This is a genomic window from Pedobacter quisquiliarum, assembly GCF_014642175.1.
Lineage (GTDB): Bacteria > Bacteroidota > Bacteroidia > Sphingobacteriales > Sphingobacteriaceae > Pedobacter > Pedobacter quisquiliarum.
Window position 1 is genome coordinate 309,274 of sequence record NZ_BMIL01000004.1, and the last position, 16,636, is coordinate 325,909.

General features: G+C 46.0%; 16 protein-coding genes. 11 read left to right on the top strand and 5 right to left on the bottom strand.

Annotation, left to right across the window (positions count from 1 at the left end; all coding sequences use genetic code 11):
• The first annotated feature begins 3 nt into the window (after positions 1-3).
• The 3 genes from IEW69_RS08000 to IEW69_RS08010 all read left to right on the top strand — a co-directional run bounded on the left by IEW69_RS08000 (position 4) and on the right by IEW69_RS08010 (position 2,828).
• Positions 4-339 (top strand): hypothetical protein, encoded by a 336-nt coding sequence (locus IEW69_RS08000; protein ID WP_188626310.1) that lies wholly within the window; start codon positions 4-6, stop codon positions 337-339.
• Between the two features lie 132 nt (positions 340-471).
• Positions 472-2,355 (top strand): TonB-dependent receptor plug domain-containing protein, encoded by a 1,884-nt coding sequence (locus IEW69_RS08005; RefSeq protein WP_188626311.1) that lies wholly within the window; start codon positions 472-474, stop codon positions 2,353-2,355.
• Between the two features lie 143 nt (positions 2,356-2,498).
• Entirely contained in the window at positions 2,499-2,828 is a 330-nt protein-coding gene (locus IEW69_RS08010) for a single-stranded DNA-binding protein (RefSeq protein ID WP_188626312.1), read from the top strand.
• Positions 2,829-2,897: 69 nt separating this feature from the next.
• Here IEW69_RS08010 and IEW69_RS08015 read toward each other — a convergent pair whose 3' ends face one another.
• From IEW69_RS08015 to IEW69_RS08025, 3 genes are all read right to left on the bottom strand, one after another.
• Positions 2,898-4,958, bottom strand: coding sequence for a TonB-dependent receptor (locus tag IEW69_RS08015; RefSeq protein ID WP_188626313.1), 2,061 nt, complete (start codon positions 4,956-4,958; stop codon positions 2,898-2,900).
• Positions 4,958-6,271 carry a PQQ-dependent sugar dehydrogenase gene (locus IEW69_RS08020; RefSeq protein WP_188626314.1) on the bottom strand — a complete coding sequence of 438 codons (1,314 nt, stop codon included), beginning with the start codon at positions 6,269-6,271 and terminating at the stop codon, positions 4,958-4,960. Before IEW69_RS08020 ends, IEW69_RS08015 begins: the two co-directional genes overlap by 1 nt.
• A 136-nt stretch (positions 6,272-6,407) precedes the next feature.
• Positions 6,408-7,643 (bottom strand): NADP-dependent isocitrate dehydrogenase, encoded by a 1,236-nt coding sequence (locus tag IEW69_RS08025; RefSeq protein ID WP_188626315.1) that lies wholly within the window; start codon positions 7,641-7,643, stop codon positions 6,408-6,410.
• A gap of 96 nt (positions 7,644-7,739) precedes the next feature.
• Between IEW69_RS08025 and IEW69_RS08030 the strand changes: the two genes are divergently transcribed.
• Complete coding sequence (locus tag IEW69_RS08030) at positions 7,740-8,168, top strand: hypothetical protein (RefSeq protein ID WP_188626316.1); 429 nt, start codon at positions 7,740-7,742, stop codon at positions 8,166-8,168.
• Between the two features lie 3 nt (positions 8,169-8,171).
• On the opposite strand, the gene IEW69_RS08035 is transcribed toward IEW69_RS08030, so the two are convergent.
• On the bottom strand, positions 8,172-10,112 hold the full coding sequence (locus tag IEW69_RS08035; RefSeq protein ID WP_188626317.1) for a DNA polymerase III subunit gamma/tau: 1,941 nt from the start codon (positions 10,110-10,112) through the stop codon (positions 8,172-8,174).
• A gap of 287 nt (positions 10,113-10,399) precedes the next feature.
• Here IEW69_RS08035 and IEW69_RS08040 point away from each other — a divergent pair, with 287 nt between their 5' ends.
• The 7 genes from IEW69_RS08040 to IEW69_RS08070 all read left to right on the top strand — a co-directional run bounded on the left by IEW69_RS08040 (position 10,400) and on the right by IEW69_RS08070 (position 15,241).
• Positions 10,400-10,999: an HPP family protein gene (locus IEW69_RS08040; RefSeq protein ID WP_188626318.1), complete on the top strand. Its 600-nt coding sequence runs from the start codon at positions 10,400-10,402 to the stop codon at positions 10,997-10,999.
• 43 nt (positions 11,000-11,042) lie between these two features.
• A complete protein-coding gene (locus tag IEW69_RS08045; RefSeq protein ID WP_188626319.1) occupies positions 11,043-11,462 on the top strand; it encodes a hypothetical protein in 420 nt (139 codons plus the stop codon).
• Between the two features lie 319 nt (positions 11,463-11,781).
• Positions 11,782-12,468: a DUF4397 domain-containing protein gene (locus tag IEW69_RS08050; RefSeq protein ID WP_188626320.1), complete on the top strand. Its 687-nt coding sequence runs from the start codon at positions 11,782-11,784 to the stop codon at positions 12,466-12,468.
• Between the two features lie 90 nt (positions 12,469-12,558).
• A complete protein-coding gene (locus tag IEW69_RS08055; protein WP_188626321.1) occupies positions 12,559-13,209 on the top strand; it encodes a hypothetical protein in 651 nt (216 codons plus the stop codon).
• A gap of 83 nt (positions 13,210-13,292) precedes the next feature.
• Positions 13,293-13,676, top strand: coding sequence for a hypothetical protein (locus IEW69_RS08060; protein WP_188626322.1), 384 nt, complete (start codon positions 13,293-13,295; stop codon positions 13,674-13,676).
• Complete coding sequence (locus IEW69_RS08065; RefSeq protein WP_188626323.1) at positions 13,660-13,914, top strand: hypothetical protein; 255 nt, start codon at positions 13,660-13,662, stop codon at positions 13,912-13,914. Before IEW69_RS08060 ends, IEW69_RS08065 begins: the two co-directional genes overlap by 17 nt.
• A 127-nt stretch (positions 13,915-14,041) precedes the next feature.
• Positions 14,042-15,241 (top strand): acyltransferase family protein, encoded by a 1,200-nt coding sequence (locus IEW69_RS08070; protein WP_188626324.1) that lies wholly within the window; start codon positions 14,042-14,044, stop codon positions 15,239-15,241.
• A gap of 26 nt (positions 15,242-15,267) precedes the next feature.
• Here IEW69_RS08070 and IEW69_RS08075 read toward each other — a convergent pair whose 3' ends face one another.
• Positions 15,268-16,563: a chloride channel protein gene (locus tag IEW69_RS08075; RefSeq protein ID WP_188626325.1), complete on the bottom strand. Its 1,296-nt coding sequence runs from the start codon at positions 16,561-16,563 to the stop codon at positions 15,268-15,270.
• Between the last annotated feature and the right edge of the window lie 73 nt (positions 16,564-16,636).

Here is a 16,636-nt window from a genome sequence, read left to right on the forward strand (position 1 = left end):
AATATGTCTGCAAATACTACAAAACCTGTTTACCAGGATTTTATAACATTCTATGAGGAGGCCGTGATGCCATTTAAAACCGCTAATCACGCTGCCATTCGCTTAGATAACAAACTAAAAGGAAGCACCAAGAGCCACTTCGCGTACTTTATGTATCAGGAGAAAAAATGGAAAGTCGCTTCCGATACGAACATCAGCAAGTTGGATATGGCTTATGAAGCCTTTAAAAGCGGAAATGATCCTTTTGTAATTAAACCAACCAGAGATCATAAAGGGGAGACGCTGAACATCAAAGGACAGCCCATCCGCGACACCAGATTCTACGTGTACTCGGCTTAATCGCCAGGGTTACCAAATCAAAATAAAGGATCTACCAGTCGAAAGCATTGACTTTCAGGCGGTAGGTCCTTTTTTATTTCATGGTGCTGAAGTGCTAAAAGAAACTATATTTGCGCCCTCAATCGCAAATTGATGTACTTAAAGAAACCTATCCTCGCCGCATTAATCCTCACGGGCACTACCATGCTCGCCAATGCGCAGCACACTTCAAAAGACAGTGTGAACAACCTCAATGAAGTCGTCGTTAATGAAAACCGACTAAAACTTCCCTTCTCCAGTCAGAACCGGAACATCTGGATCATCGATAAAGAAAAGATCAAAAGTCTGCCGGTACGTTCCGTAGCGGAGCTCCTGAGCTTCGTCTCGGGTGTAGATGTCCGTCAGCGCGGCCCCGCGGGTACGCAGGCTGATATCAGCATGGACGGTGGAACCTTCGACGAAACGCTGGTACTACTGAACGGCGTAAAGGTGTCCGACCCGCAGACGGGTCACAACATGATGAACCTCCCCATTAACATGGACGACATCGATCATATTGAAGTCCTGCGTGGCTCTGCATCACGCATCTACGGCATCAATGCCATAACCGGCGCCATCAACATCATCACCCGTTCGCCCGAAAAAACCGGCGCAGCAGTGAACGTCTTTACCGGCAGCAGCTTCAAAAAAGACGAATCCAATGGAGAGACTTTCGCGAATTACGGGTTAAGACTTAGCGGTGACCTGGTGCTTGATAAATCCAGCCACATGCTATCTGCAAGCCAGGAAGCCAGCAATGGATACCGCTACAATACGGCGTTTAACAACCAGAAGTTGTACTATCAGGGGCGCTTAAATCTATCTGAATCAGATCAGCTGGATGTAAATGCCGGATACATCCATAATAACTTTGGGGCAAATGCTTTCTATTCCGCCCCGGGCGATAAAGAAGCAGAGGAAACGGTTAAAACGGCATTGGCCGCTGTAGCCTATACCCGCAACATCAATCCGAATTGGACCATCGCACCGCGGATCAGCTACCGCTACAACATCGATGACTACCTGTACATCAAACAAACGCCCGATAAGTTCCACAACCACCATGAAACAGGGGTGCTCGACCTCGAGCTGAACAACACCATAGAAACCTCAATCGGTACTTTCGGTTTAGGCCTTGAATACCGTACGGAGAATATTACGAGCACAAACCTGGGTAAACGCGATCGAAGCAACAGCGGCATTTTCGCAGAGTATAAGTTTGAACCGCTGAAAGGTTTGCTGGTAAATGCCGGAACCTATGTAAACTATAATTCTGATTATGGATGGCAGGCTTTCCCCGGCCTTGATGCAGGTTACAACTTCTATGGCAACTGGAAGGTGTTCATGAACCTGGGTACCGGCCAGCGCCTCCCAACTTATACCGACCTTTATTATAAAGGGCCTACCAACATCGGAAATGCAGATTTGGTATCAGAGAAATCCAGGTACGCGGAAGGTGGACTAAAATATCAGGATTCCAGAATCACGTTCAATGCAAGTTACTTCAACCGGAAGATCACGAACTTTATTGACTGGGTAAAAGCGGTGCAAACGGATCCATGGCAGCCGCGTAACTTCAGCGATGTAACCACTAAAGGATTTACCATCAGCGGTGATTATTTTCTGCGCTTTGGCGAGAACACAACCGTTAATAGTCTGCGCCTTGGCGCCTCGTATACCAACCTGGATCCAAGCTATAAAACCACGCTTGCCGATGCGGCATTTTCAAGGTATGCACTGGAAAGTTTAAGAAATCAACTAAGCCTGAGCGCCAATGCGGAAGCTTTCAACCTGCTTTCCTTAACGCTAACCTCGAGATATAATGAGCGCATTAGCTACAAAAGCTATCAGGTGCTGGATGCAAGATTGGCAGCAAGGCTGAAGCGATCGCAGATCTATCTGGATGCCGCCAACCTATTGGATGTACAGTATATCGAGTCTGGCGCGGTGCCAATGCCCGGAACCTGGCTTACCCTTGGTTTCAGAACCAGGATCTAACCATCCTTAAAAAATCATGATAATTCTAAATAGCCGTTGTTAAACGGCTATTTACGTATATATCCGTTTGTTTTACGACTAAACCTCCAGCCCCTGTTCACCTTTGTCCTGTCGGTATCAATCACCGCTTAAAAAAATAATTTATGGACAACGCAAAAAACAGTGTACGCCTGGCAGGTTTCACAGGTACAGATCCGGTAATCGTGAATTATGCAGGCAGTAAGAAAATGGGCAGGATCAGTCTTGCGGTAAATGAAGCTTACAAGAACACCAGTGGTGAATTTGTAAACAAAACGCAATGGTTCAACCTGGTATTCTGGAACAAGAAAGTCGAACTTATAGAAGAGGCTGTAAAGAAGGGTACAGAGATCTGTATTGAAGGGAAGCTGAACAACCAGAGTTACACAGACAAAAAAGGTGAGCAGCGGTTCAGTACGGAGATCGTTGTCAATGCCATGGAGATCATCAGATAAAAGAAGACCTCCATACGCCAGGCGTGGGAGGTCTTCTTTTCAGCATCAAAACCGCTGCTGCTAATTTGTTTATTTATTGAAGCGATAAGCCACACCGCCATAGAAGTTGCGGGTTGCTGCGGCATTGAAGTATCTGTTGCCAGCAGCATTCAGGTCATTGCCCAGGCTATACTTTTCGTCAAACAGGTTATCTACACCAGCATAAATCTCCAGGGATGCCTTGTTGAACTTCAACGTTCTCCAGCCAATTCTGCTTTGCACGATATTGTATTTATCCGCAAAAACGGAATTGGCATCATTCAATGGAATTCTGGAAGTGAAATTATGCTGCAAGAAGAAGTAAAAGCCTTTCGGGAACTGCATGTCTACACTGCTCGTGATGCTGCCTTTAGGCACACCAGTAAGGCGGTTCCCGGAGTAATCTGCGGCACGGTCCTGGTATTCCCGGAAAGAGAACTTGTTCAGCGTGTAAGCGCTGCGCAGCTGTACTGCGCGTACAAAGCGACTTTCTGCATACGGCAGCAGTGCTGCTTGTACTGCAGTCTCCAGTCCGTATTGGTTGGTGCCGCCCGCATTCAGGAAGAACTCGGTGTCATCATCGTTCAAGCGGCGCACAATGGCATTGTCCAAACGGTAGTAGAAGCCTGTCACGTCAGCGCTAAGTCTGTGATCTTTGCTATGGATGGTAAAACCCGTCTCATAGTTCCAGCCCGATTCTGGCTGCAGGTCTACATTGATCACCTGATCTGAAGCGCGGATCTCCGCGATGGTTGGTGGTGAATAGCCTTTGCTTACCGAAGCTCTCCAGGCAAGCTCGTCGTTGATCAGGTAGGAGAGTGCTACGCGTGGCATAAACTGTACGTCCAGCTCATTGCTGCGTTCCGCGATGGCCACAGGCGCAAGACTTTTGTAGTCGTACTTGTAGAGGTTCGCACTGGCAGACAGCTCCAGCAACCACTTCTCTTTGAAATCGAAGTTGGCATGCAGGAAAGCGAAGTTTGAAGCCGCACGCAGTTTATCTCTCGACTGCACCGCTGCCGGTACACCGAAGTTGTTGTCGTAGTTGTTGATGTCAGACGAGGTACCCGTGCTTTCCAGCCCCAGATTGAAGCTGTATTTCAGGTCCTGCACTTCCTGCTTGTACTCTACAAATGTGCGCAAGCCCAAAGTAGACTCAAACCGCTGCTCGTAGTTGGTGATGAAAGGGTTCTTGAAATCGATATAGGCGCCATATACCGCGGCCACATGGCGGAAGCCAGGTGCAAAGTTCCACTCGTTGGAAATACCGCCGAACAGCATCTTGCTGTAAATGCCCGCCTGCTGTTCCGCCGCAGACCGGATGGCACCAGCAGCTGGTCTGGATGCCCGTGGGTTAGCTGCAAACTGCGTCGCATTCAAGCCGCCTGGCGTTTGGTAGCTGAGGTCGGAGTAGAAGAACAGTGACTTCAGGCTAGCACTTTCGGCATAGCGGAGCTGCTGGTTCAGCTGCAGGTAATTCCGCTTCATAGCACTGTGATCGCGATAGCCATCACTGCGCTGGTAACCCTGACTGATCCCCAGGTCGTAGTTCTTCCAGCTGTTGCTGACCGAAGCGTTCTCGTGGAACATGCCGAATGAACCGCCTTCAACCTTTAGGTTAGCTGAAGGACCTGAAGTTAATGCCTCCGGACTGATCAGGACCACACCGCCGGAGTTTGCACCATAAACGCTGCTCTGTGGACCCTTAAGGATTTGTAACTGCCCCACGGCATTCACATCCAAAGCATTCAGGTAGCTGTTGCCACCCGCGTCCGTTAAAGGGAAATCGTCGAAGTACAACTTCACGTTGCGAATCCCGAAAGGAGAGCGCAATAAGCTTCCCCGGATGGACAAGCGATAACTGCCTGGCGAACGTTCTTCCATGCGCACCCCTGAAGTGGTATTCACAGCAGGGATCAACGAATTCGCTGGCTGACGCGCAATGATGTGCGGATCTACCAGTCCTACAGAACCTGTCGCACGCAACAGCGGTTGGGTGGAGAAATACGGACGAATGACAACTTCCTGCAGTGTTCTGGAACTATCCGGATTAACCTGCGCAAAAGCGCCTAATGAAAGTAATGTTAAAATGGAGGTCGTAATTCGCTTCATTATTTCGCGGCCACCCTCCAAATTACATTACTTACATCATCTGCTACGAGAATGGAACCATCCTTCATTTCGGCAATACCTACAGGTCTGCCATACACTTCTGCCTTCTCCACATCTGCAATAAAGCCAGTCAGGAAGTCTTCCATCTGACCTGTTTGCTTACCATTTTTAAAAGGAATAAAGGTTACTTTATAACCTGATAGTTCAGACCTGTTCCAGGAGCCATGTTGACCAATGAACATTCCGCTTTGATACTTAGCCGGGAACTTCTTGCCGTTGTAAAATGCCAGACCCAAAGAAGCGGTATGTGCACCTACAGCAATATCCGGAATCAGCGTTGCTTTCACAAGATCTGGTCTTTTGCCGGCCATTCTTGGATCTTCATTCTGACCGAAGTAAGCGTAAGGCCAGCCATAAAAACCACCTTTTTTAACGCTCGTTACATAATCCGGAACCAGATCATCACCCAATTTATCACGCTCGTTAACAGCGGTCCAAAGTGTTTTCGTTCCTGGTGCCCAAGCCACACCCACAGGATTTCTCAAACCTGCAGCATAGATGATCTCGCCACTGCCATCCGGATTGATCTCCAGGATGTTCGCTCTTTTCACCTCGTTTTCCATACCGTTTTCACCAACGTTACTGCCAGATCCTACGGTGATGTAAATCTTTGAATTGTCCGCATTGGCAATCAGGTTACGTGTCCAGTGGTTGTTGTAACCGCCCGCAGGCAAGTCCAGGATTTTCTTTCCTTCACCAGTGATCTTTGTTGCACCGGTTTTATATGGATACGTCATCACCCCATCGGTATTCGCCACATAAAGCGTATTGCCAATTACCAGCACGCCATAAGGCTGATTTAAACCTGACAGGAACAAGCTTTGCAGTTCCGGTTTGCCGTCCTGGTTTTTATCACGGTAAAGGATAATTGCATTTGCACTTTCACCACCTTGTTCTGACTTTGCCTTACCTGAAAGTTGGTTGGCGATTTTCTCTTTTGTAGAACGCTCGGAGTTAGATAATACCGCCAGTACATCGCCATTTGGCAGTACATAGATGTTCCGTGGACTCTTAATGTTACCTGCAAATTTTGTTACGGTAAATCCTGCAGGTGCAACGGGTGTTTTGCCTTCAGGCCAGCCAATAACTTTACTGAAACGGTTTTTAGATCCCTCGGGATTTGGCGCTGGAAGGTTGATTTTCTGGGTAGAGGATGCTTTCGGATTTTCTGTCTGTGCGACAGCAATATTGTTCCCTAGAATGCCCACCAGGCTCAGTGGCAGTAGGGCTAAAGGTGTAAATATCTTTTTCATTTATGTTCGTTTGTGGTAAAACAAGCTTTATATCAAGATGTTTGATACCACCATTAAATTAGAAGCACAAGCACGCTGTAAAAAATAAAAGCCGCTCCTAACTAAAGGAGCGGCTTTTATGTATGCTTAGAAAGGACTAGCCTAATCTTGCTTGTAAGTTTTCGTCAATAGCAGCTAAGAACTCCTCTGTATATAAGTAGTCTTTACCATGCTCAACTTTATTGCCATGGATACAAACCGCTAAATCTTTGGTCATTTTACCACTTTCTACAGTTTCGATACAAACCTGCTCTAAAGTATGGCAGAAGTTAATCAACTCCTGGTTGCCATCAAGCTGACCACGGAATTCTAAACCTCTTGTCCATGCAAAGATAGACGCAATCGGGTTGGTAGAAGTTGGTTTTCCAGCTTGGTGATCACGGTAGTGACGGGTTACCGTACCGTGTGCTGCTTCTGCTTCCATGGTTTTGCCATCTGGTGTAACCAAAGTAGAAGTCATTAAACCTAATGAACCAAAACCTTGCGCAACAGTATCAGATTGAACGTCGCCATCATAGTTTTTACAAGCCCAAACAAAGTTACCGTTCCACTTCAATGCAGATGCAACCATATCATCGATCAAGCGGTGCTCATAAGTGATACCTGCTTCATCAAATTTTTGCTTGTAATCGTTTTGATAGATCTCTTCAAAGATATCTTTGAAGCGACCATCGTATTTTTTAAGGATTGTATTTTTTGTAGAAAGGTATAAAGGCCATTTCTTCATCAATGCCTGGTTGAAACAAGCATGTGCGAAACCGCGGATACTTTCATCTGTATTGTACATTGCTAAAGCAACACCGTCACCTTTAAAGTTGTAAACGTCGAACGACTGCACCTCACCACCATCTTCTGGTGTGAACGTCAGCGTTAATTTACCTTTACCTTTAGTTACCAAATCCGTTGCACGGTATTGATCACCAAAAGCGTGACGACCGATGCAAATTGGCGCAGTCCAGTTTGGAACCAAACGTGGTACATTGCTCATTACAATCGGCTCACGGAATACAGTACCATCAAGGATGTTACGGATGGTTCCGTTAGGTGATTTCCACATTTGCTTCAAGCCAAATTCTTCAACACGTTGCTCATCAGGCGTGATGGTTGCACACTTAATACCTACACCGTATTTCTTAATCGCCTCAGCTGCGTCAACAGTTACCTGATCATCAGTTTCATCACGGTACTCAATACCTAAATCATAGTACTTAATATCAAGTTCTAAGTAAGGTAAGATCAATTTATCTTTAATAAATTTCCAGATGATGCGGGTCATTTCGTCACCATCAAGCTCTACAACCGGCTGGCTTACTTTAATTTTTTGTACAGACATATTATGAGTTCAATTTTAGTTCGATAGATTTTACAAAGATATAAATCTAAAAACAATTAAAGATTTGAGCGGGTTATTATGATAAAAACCTGAGATATGAACACAAATGAAGAAAATATTCCCGGAAGTGATTTAAGCTCTAAAGATAAATTACACCTTTCAGATCTGGGTGAAGTTAAAGATTTTGAAAACCTGGCATACAATAAAGATTCAAACAGTTTTGAGCTGGACGTAAAGGGTGAGGATGCAGATTACGACCACCCGCTACCTTATGATACCAGTGCACCTACCGGCGAAGATTTCAATTCTACATACGATGAAGCCAATCCACATATTGGTGACGAATATACCGCTAAAGACGATCGTTTAGAAGGCGCCCTTGATGATATGGGCATGCGCATCGATGATGGTGATATCGTGGAGTTGGATCCAGAAGATGAGTTCCTGGCTAAAACGCCTGAAGACGACCGCACGGATCTGGATGAAGAAGGCTATCCGATCAACGACGCCCCACCGATGCCTTAATAATTAAGGATTTATATCCAGGTTAAAGCGCCTGCGCATTTCTTCCAGCTTCGGATTTTTACCAACAAGATATTGGTATTTCTCCGTGCTGGTGTATAAGCGGTTCTGAATCTTACGTTCTACCTTTTCGGTTACGATGGTCAGATCAAAGTTCTTTAACCTGGATCTTAAATAATTCAAAAACTCTACCATTTCACTCTGCAGGATACTTTCCTGAGCACTGTTCTCAATGCCAATCTTGATCTGCGTAGGTGTCTCCAACACTGGCGGATTACTCTTCAGGATGGTATAGAAATTAATCTTATGTGCTTCGAAAGCTTTTTTCGTGAATGCTTCCCATAAAGCAAGCAGCTGTTCGTAGCTAAAAGCTTCCTTATCATCACCAACAATATACTTAGGCTCCTTATCATCTACACCGCCGGCCATATCAGTCAGGGCAGTTAATGATGGGATTAATGTGCCCGCAGCTGCCGTATTTCCGTTAAGCTTAATAGACAAACTACCCTGTGGCGCCTTTGGTTTAGCTGTTGGCTCTGGGATTGCAGCCGAAGCTAGCTCGGTAAGGCTTGGAATAGCAGCACTTATGCTGGAACCTACCGGGACTTCCGGTTTGCTTAGGGGTATAGAAACTGAAGGTATACTTGCTACAGGTTGCGAAGGTGCTGCTGTAGGCTGCGGCTTCTGTTCAGGCTCTTTAAAGCTTTGGGTATCTTGTTGTTGTGTGTTGTTGTAAGCCTTGTCGGAAGCAGTGATTTCACTCGCCGCAGCACTTACACTAGTTTTTTTTTTAAGCTGATCTGTGTCAGTGAGCGCTTCCGTAGCTTGCTTTGGCATTTGCGCCAGTTGTATGACAGACGGAATATGACACATCTTGATTAAGGCCAGTTCAACCTGTAATCGTTGGTTTTTGCTGTTCTTATAACTTAAGTCACATTGATTGGCCAGGTTTAAGCTCGTCAGAATAAAGGACACCTGTATCTGCTGGCTCTGACTTAAATACTTCTGCTTGATGTTTTCACTAACTTCCAGAAGCTTCACCGTCATCGGATCTTTCGCCACAAGCAGGTTTCTAAGGTGCGTCGCCAATCCATTGATGAAGTTGTTCCCGTCAAAACCGTTATTCAGGATGTCGTCAAATAGGACAAGCGCCTGGCTAACGTCTGCGTTAATCAGGTAATCCGTTAAGCGGAAATAGTAATCATAATCCAGGATGTTGAGGTTATCAATAACCGACTTGTAGGTCAGGTTCTTGTTGGTATAACTAACAATCTGGTCGAACATGGAAAGTGCATCCCGCAAGCCGCCGTCGGCTTTTTGCGCAATGATGTGGAGGCCATCTGCTTCAACATTGATCTGTTCGCGTACGGCAATCTTGTTCAGTAAGCCGGAAATATCATCTACCTGAATCCTGTTGAAATCGAAGATCTGACAACGCGATAAAATCGTTGGCAGGATCTTGTGTTTTTCTGTTGTTGCCAGAATGAAGATCGCGTAAGAAGGTGGTTCTTCCAGCGTTTTCAGAAATGCATTAAATGCATTTGCAGAAAGCATGTGCACCTCATCAATGATGTAGATTTTATATTTTCCAGCCTGTGGGGGGATACGCACCTGCTCGATCAAACTTCTGATGTCATCCACGGAATTGTTAGATGCCGCATCAAGTTCATGGAAGTTGAAAGAATGACCGGTTTGAAAAGAAACACAGGAGTCACAAACACCGCAAGCCTCTATCTCAGGCGTAAGGTTGGTGCAGTTGATGGTTTTTGCAAGGATCCTTGCGCAGGTGGTTTTTCCGACACCGCGTGGACCGCAGAAAAGGAAAGCCTGGGCAAGCTGGTTATTTTTGATGGCATTTTTCAGGGTACCCGTAATGTGGTGCTGTCCAACAACAGTCTCAAAGGTGGCTGGGCGATATTTACGGGCAGAAACAATGAAATTTTCCATCGCCACGAAATTAGCTAAATTTTGGCAGGCTTAGGGAATATGTTGAAAATAATGCGGACTGCTTGCGGGTTAAAGCACCGTCTTCAGGGGGTCTAAGCGGCGTCTACCCGGCCGGATACGGCCTAGAGCCGTATAGACGCCGCATAGACCCCGGGTTGAGGGCGCATTGATCCCGAAGCTGGTACGAACCTGGTACGAAGCTGGTACCAAGCTGGCAGGTAAAAGTTATGAACACTCGCGAACAGCGGAAATATTGCGACATTTGCGCGCAACACCACAATAAAGGCATGAAACAAAGATTCCGTCGTCGTTACCGCACCGCAAAATACATATTCTACAAAGAAACCCTGATTGATCTCCGGGAACATTTCTGGACCTTCCTGGGTTCCTTTGTTGGTATTGCGCTGATCAGCTTATTACATAGTGAATACCTGAGCGTTCATGATAATCTCTTTATTATTGGCTCCTTTGGAGCGAGCTCAGTACTCATTTACGGCGTTATTAATAGTCCACTTGCGCAGCCGCGTAACTTGATCGGCGGGCATGTCATATGTGCGCTGGTGGGGGTAACCGTCTTCAAGCTCATCCCGAATGAGTTGTGGCTGAGTTCCGCGTTATCTGTCTCGCTGTCCATTGTCGCGATGCAGATCACGAAGACCTTACATCCGCCAGGTGGCGCAACAGCCTTAATTGCGAACATTGGTTCTGAGAAGATACATGCACTTGGGTATATGTATGTTTTCAGTCCGGTATTAACGGGCGTGTTGATTCTGCTGTTGGTGGCCATCGTATTTAACAATGCTACGCCGCACAGGAAGTACCCACACAATAAGCACTGGTACAAGTTATGGAAGCGCAATTATGGCAGCAAAGCGCTGCGGAAATAGCTTGATTTTATTGCTATATTGCATTCAAATAGCGCGCTTTACAATGAAAAAACAGCTCCTTCTTTTCCTGTTTGTATTTGCTGCCTGTGCGACAAAAGCACAGATGCCTAAGAGTTACTCGGTCAACCAGCAGGATCTCGTTAAGTTCGCAGAATCCATCGATTCTTATGAGACCTTCCAGGGAGATCAACTATGGTTCAAGGTCTTTAAGATCAATAATGGATCGGGTAGTGCAGGTTTGGAGTCTTGTGAGGTTAATTATAGCATAGTCTTCTGTCTTGCGGAATACGACGAAAATCCGGAAAGTAAATTATACAAGATTGGACCTTTTAAAAAGCCCGAGCTCATCAAGAAAGTTGATTCGGGGCGCTTCGTTACTTTTCACGTGCGGGATGGTTATGAAAATGACCTGACGACCTACAAAATGGTGGTTAGTGAAACGGGCGCAAAGATCGAAAAATAGATCATGTAGCGGCGCCAATCGTATGTGTTCAGGGAGCAGGGTGTTCGTAAGCGATCCTTGTTTCCAGTTGGCACAACAATTCTAAAAATTTCCCGGTTTTGTGCCCTATAGCATACAGATTTGTCTAAAAATGGGAACAGTATTTCACAGCTGACATTGCTTCAACAGATATTCTTTAAACAACGAAAAAACTTCCTGTAGACTGATTTAATGGTGATTATCCTGTGCAGATCACCTCGCTGCGGCCAAACTTTGGTTTGCTTCTTGTAAAATCATAAGCGAAACATCTACTAATTTTTGGACTTTAAAAATTAAAACTATGAAGAGAAAATCGATCTTTAAAAGTGTATTAGCGGGAACGTCATTGTTGTTATTTGCCACTCTAATTACATCTTGTTCGAAAGATGATGATATCGATCCAACAGGATCAGCGAATGTTATGGCGATAAATGCTTCCGCCGGTTCTGCCGCGCAGACCTTCCAGATTTCTGGTAATACTTTAAAATCAGGTCTAGCCTTTGGTCAGGCTTCAGATTACATTGGAACGAATTCAGGTCAAAACCTTCGTGCAGAGTTTAGAAATGATGGTTCGGCTTCTGCATTAGCATCGGAAGAGTTGGATTTCATTAACGGCAGACATTATTCTGTGTTTTTAGCAGGTGAGGGGCAAGCGGCTCGAATCAGAGCCTTTGAAGACAACATGGATGCACCAGCAAGTGGCCAGGCTAAAGTAAGGTTTGTGCATTTAAGTGATGCCGCACCGCGTAATGTGGACATCCGCAGAGGTAATGGTGAGAACTTAATTGCAAATTTAGAGCATGACAAAGCGAGTGACTACGTAACCGTAGCACCAGGCGTGCTTCAAGTGCAGGTTTTTGCAACTGGTCAGAATACCAGCCTTGGAAACTTTGATTTAAGTGCTTTTGCACCGGATAAAATTTACACGGTGTATGTAGCCGGTTCGAATGCGGATAACATTAGCATTCAACAGGTAAGGCATAACTAGGGATTTTTTCCTGAAGAACAAAGCCGCTTAGCATTCGTTAAGCGGCTTTGTTGGTTTATGGAATTTCTACAATTTTACCATCCGTAGTATATGAAAGCATTAGCGCTCCCCCTTATTTACTTCTTGATGTTACTGTTAGGTACTGCCGAAGTTACGGCCCAGACCCAAACACATCCTTTTAGCCCTTTACGCCAATTTCTGCAGCAGGATTCAGATACCACGATTGTATTTCAATATACCACGAACTGGATTGGTCCTTCTGCTTTCTACGCATACTTTTTAAGTAAAAAGGGCGATCGGTTACAGCTGCACGCATACCGCGATTTCGTACGGAGTGGCTCGCCAGATAGCGTTTCAAATAAGCAGCAACTGGGGCCACGGAATGAGATCATCCTCGTTCCTGAAAGCCGCAATAGGTATTTTAATCCGCTTCGGGTATCGCCAGCGCAGCTTGAGCTACTTTGGTTGAATCTGATGGCCCAGAAACCCTGGCAGATCCGTGACGATAAGGTTGATGGCGAGGGCTGTCCGGAGAAGTTGCGCATTACAAAGAATAGCATCGAAGATCTCAATATCTATGATGGCGGCGGGATACAGTGTATGCTAATTACCAAGGATCAGATTAAAGCACTGGACTTCTATGCACCCGATTTCTATGAAAAGCAATGTCCCGGCAGGGCAGGGCGCATTGCCATATTGAAGATCTCAGCTTTGTTTGATCCAATCATCCAGGCGTACTAAAAATATTACGGCAGCGGTGGGGATCCTTGTCGGGATCTTCCTGGATATTCGTATCTTAAGGCATTCAATTAAAAGCTTAAACCATGAAAAAGACACGGTTTCTCCTCAGTGTTTGCACGATTGCGCTCTTCAGCACGGTATCCTTCGCTGCAGCGGATGCTGACTCCTCGCCTAAGACATTAAACAGCGTCATAAGCGATGAGCTACCGGTAGTGAAATCCTATGCAAGGGATTCCACGAAGTATTCTGTGGACCGAAAGGTGGTTTCCTTGTTCGGCGATGCAAAGGTAGAGACGAAAGATGTTTTGGTTATTGCGGATGAGATCATTTATGATGCGACTTCGCATACGTTGAAAGTTAAGAATTTGCAATCGCTGAAGTTGAAGAATAAGGAGGAGAAAGGAAAGCTAGCAAATACTTCGCTTACGTTAAAGCTTGTGGAAAAGGGCTATGAAGTCGTTAATTAAGGCGCGCTCCATATTCCAGGGACTGCTTATATTATTGCTTTTTGCAGGCACTGCTGCTGCTCAAGAAAAAGCAGCTCAACCAAATCAGCAACGCGGTTCCAAATTGAACGTTGCCTTAGCGAAAACACTTGATTCCATCTATGATGAAGATCAGCGATACAGAAGGCAGATGAGTAGTGTCGCCAAGCAGCACGGCTGGGAATCAAAGGAACCAATAAATATCAACTTTCTGCATTAGAAGATCCCGATCACGTGAATGCGCGTCGGGCTAAGATGGGACTTGGGTCTATTGAGGACTATCTAAAACAATGGGACATTGTGTGGGATGTAGAAGCTTTTAAAAAAAACGATGACCAAATAAATCTATGAATCAAACCGCACTACGCTCTGATGTTGCGAATCGACCTACTGCCTTAAACGATAAATCCATACAGGTTGAAGATCATAAAGTCGAATACCTTTCTTCCTTAACCGCCTTGCGGGGTGTGGCTGCGATATTGGTCGCCGTATTTCACTTTGAAATGGCTGCAGCGCGTTTCGTTCCGGCTTCACAATCCATGTTTTTCGAAAAGTGTTACATCATGGTGGATCTGTTTTTTATCATGAGCGGATTTATCATGTTGCATGTTTATAGCAAAGACTTCCAGCAGCGCCTTCAAGGGGAGACTTTGAAGAAGTTTTTCGTTGCGCGATTTGCAAGGGTGTACCCGCTGCACCTGTTTTCGCTGTTGCTGCTGGTGGTTATTGTGCGTTGGCTTACGGACTGGGGAAATCCGCCCATTCTATTGGAGCAACCCTCCGACATCCTGCCCAATATTCTGCTGTTGCATTCTTTCGGTGTAACCAACATCTACTCCTGGAACATTCCTTCCTGGAGCATCAGTGCGGAGTTCGCGGCTTATCTGCTGTTTCCTTTCATCGCCTTATTCATCAATAAAAAACGGGCACTGTCCATTGTTCTGTTGCTCTTGTTGGTTGTTGTAGCTTATTATTCCATCATGTATGTCCTGCCACGCAAGAATCCGATCAATCCGGCGATTCCTGTGCCACATAACCTGAATACCACTTTCGATTATGGATATATCCGCGGTATTGCAGGCTTTATCACCGGCTTACTTGTTTATCTGGCTTATGGTTTACAATCCGTTAAGAAAGCATTTTCCGGAGATGCAATCTCCTTTGTGATCCTACTGGCCATCGGTGCTTCCTTGCATTTTGCGCTGAACGACGGACTTACTGTCTTCCTGTTTGCGATGCTGGTACTGAGCGTTGCTGCAAACAAGGGGATGATTTCTGGCTTCTGTAATACCAAGGTGATGCAGTTTCTGGGGGATATATCCTATTCAATTTACCTGATGCAAATCTTTTTGCAGGAACCTTTTTCTCATGGCTATCTCCTGCCTGGAACCGTAGGCGTGGGTAGGGGTAAACAGAACATTGAGCTGTTCAGCGGAGTGGGTTATTGTTTAATTTACCTGGTTCTACTGGTCTTGATATCTTACATCACCTACCGTTGGGTAGAGCGGCCGGCCCGCAAGTTCATCAATCATGCCTGGGCTAAATAGCCGATGTCGTTTTCCGCTCCAATCTGTTAAACAACTTCCTTAACCGGCGTAGCCTTAGCTTCTCCAAACTGCGAATTGATCAGTGGTGTTTTCGGTGCAAGGAAAAATCCAGTCAGGCTTGCGAACATGATCGGTACGAAATAGTGAAAGCCCGTCATGGTGGCGAGTAAAACGATCACACTGATGGGTGTACGGGTTACGCAGGCGTTAATTGCGGCGATGCAGCACACCATCATTAAGGCAATGTTCTGATCGGGAAAGAACCTGTGCAGGATTAAACCCAATGTGGTGCCGACAAAGAACAGCGGTATGATAAATCCGCCGCGCCAGCCCGAGGTCATGGTAATGGAAATGGCAAGCAGTTTACCTAGGAAAATAGCGAATAGCATGGTCAGGCTGAGGTCTGAGACCAGTAGTTCAGAAATTTCATCATGCCCGAAATAGCGGGTAATTGGCAGTTGGTAGCCGATGATGCCCAGGATCAATCCCCCGATGGCAAGCTTGATATAGATGGGTACAGGGAAACTTTTGAATACGGCTTTGAACTGCTTAACCATGTAGATGAAGAGCCAGCCTGCGGCAGTAGCGATCATCGCATAACCAACTGCGTACATCAGGTCGGACAGGTTGGTTTCCACATAGGGTGGGAAGTTCCAGGTTGGGCCGATGTGGGTGCCGGTAATCAGCAGGAAAACCACGAAGCTGGCACAGCTGGCCACGATCGCTGGAATCATTGCCTGGTAGTATTGACTCACATGTTTATGATGCAGAATTTCGATGGCGAATAAACTTCCGCCAAGTGGCGAGCCGAAAAGTGCCGTAAAAGCAGCTGCCATCCCCGCGATGGTTAGCGAACGCATGTCTTCACCTTTCATCTTGAATTTTCGGGCTACCCAGGTACCTATAGATCCGTTGACTTGCACCAACGGTGCTTCCGGGCCAAGGCTACCTCCACTGGAAATGCACAGTAGGGAAGACATGATCATAGAGGGATTATTTTTGGCGTCAAGCTGGCCACCTTTGAAGCGGATGTTGTCGACAATCAGGTCAATTTCACCGGGGTCGCCCAGCTTTTTGATTACAATACCGGCAAGTAAGCCGGCGATGGTCATCAGGGGGATGATCCAGAGTCCTTTCACCATGGAAAGCACATGAATCATCTCCTCGAGCACGAGCCAGTAAAGCCCCGCCGTTACACCACCCAATGCGCCCAGTAAGATCCAGAGCCAGAACATCCTGCTGAAAACGAAAGGATTAAAGCTGAGCGTATGTGCCGCTTTTTGTTTCAATGCGACGATCTTTCTTCTGTTGTTGAATTCCATAAGCCTGATTGTGCTGCAAAACTACGGTTAAATGTTCCGAAGCGCCAAGTGTTATAGCAACAAGGTGATAATC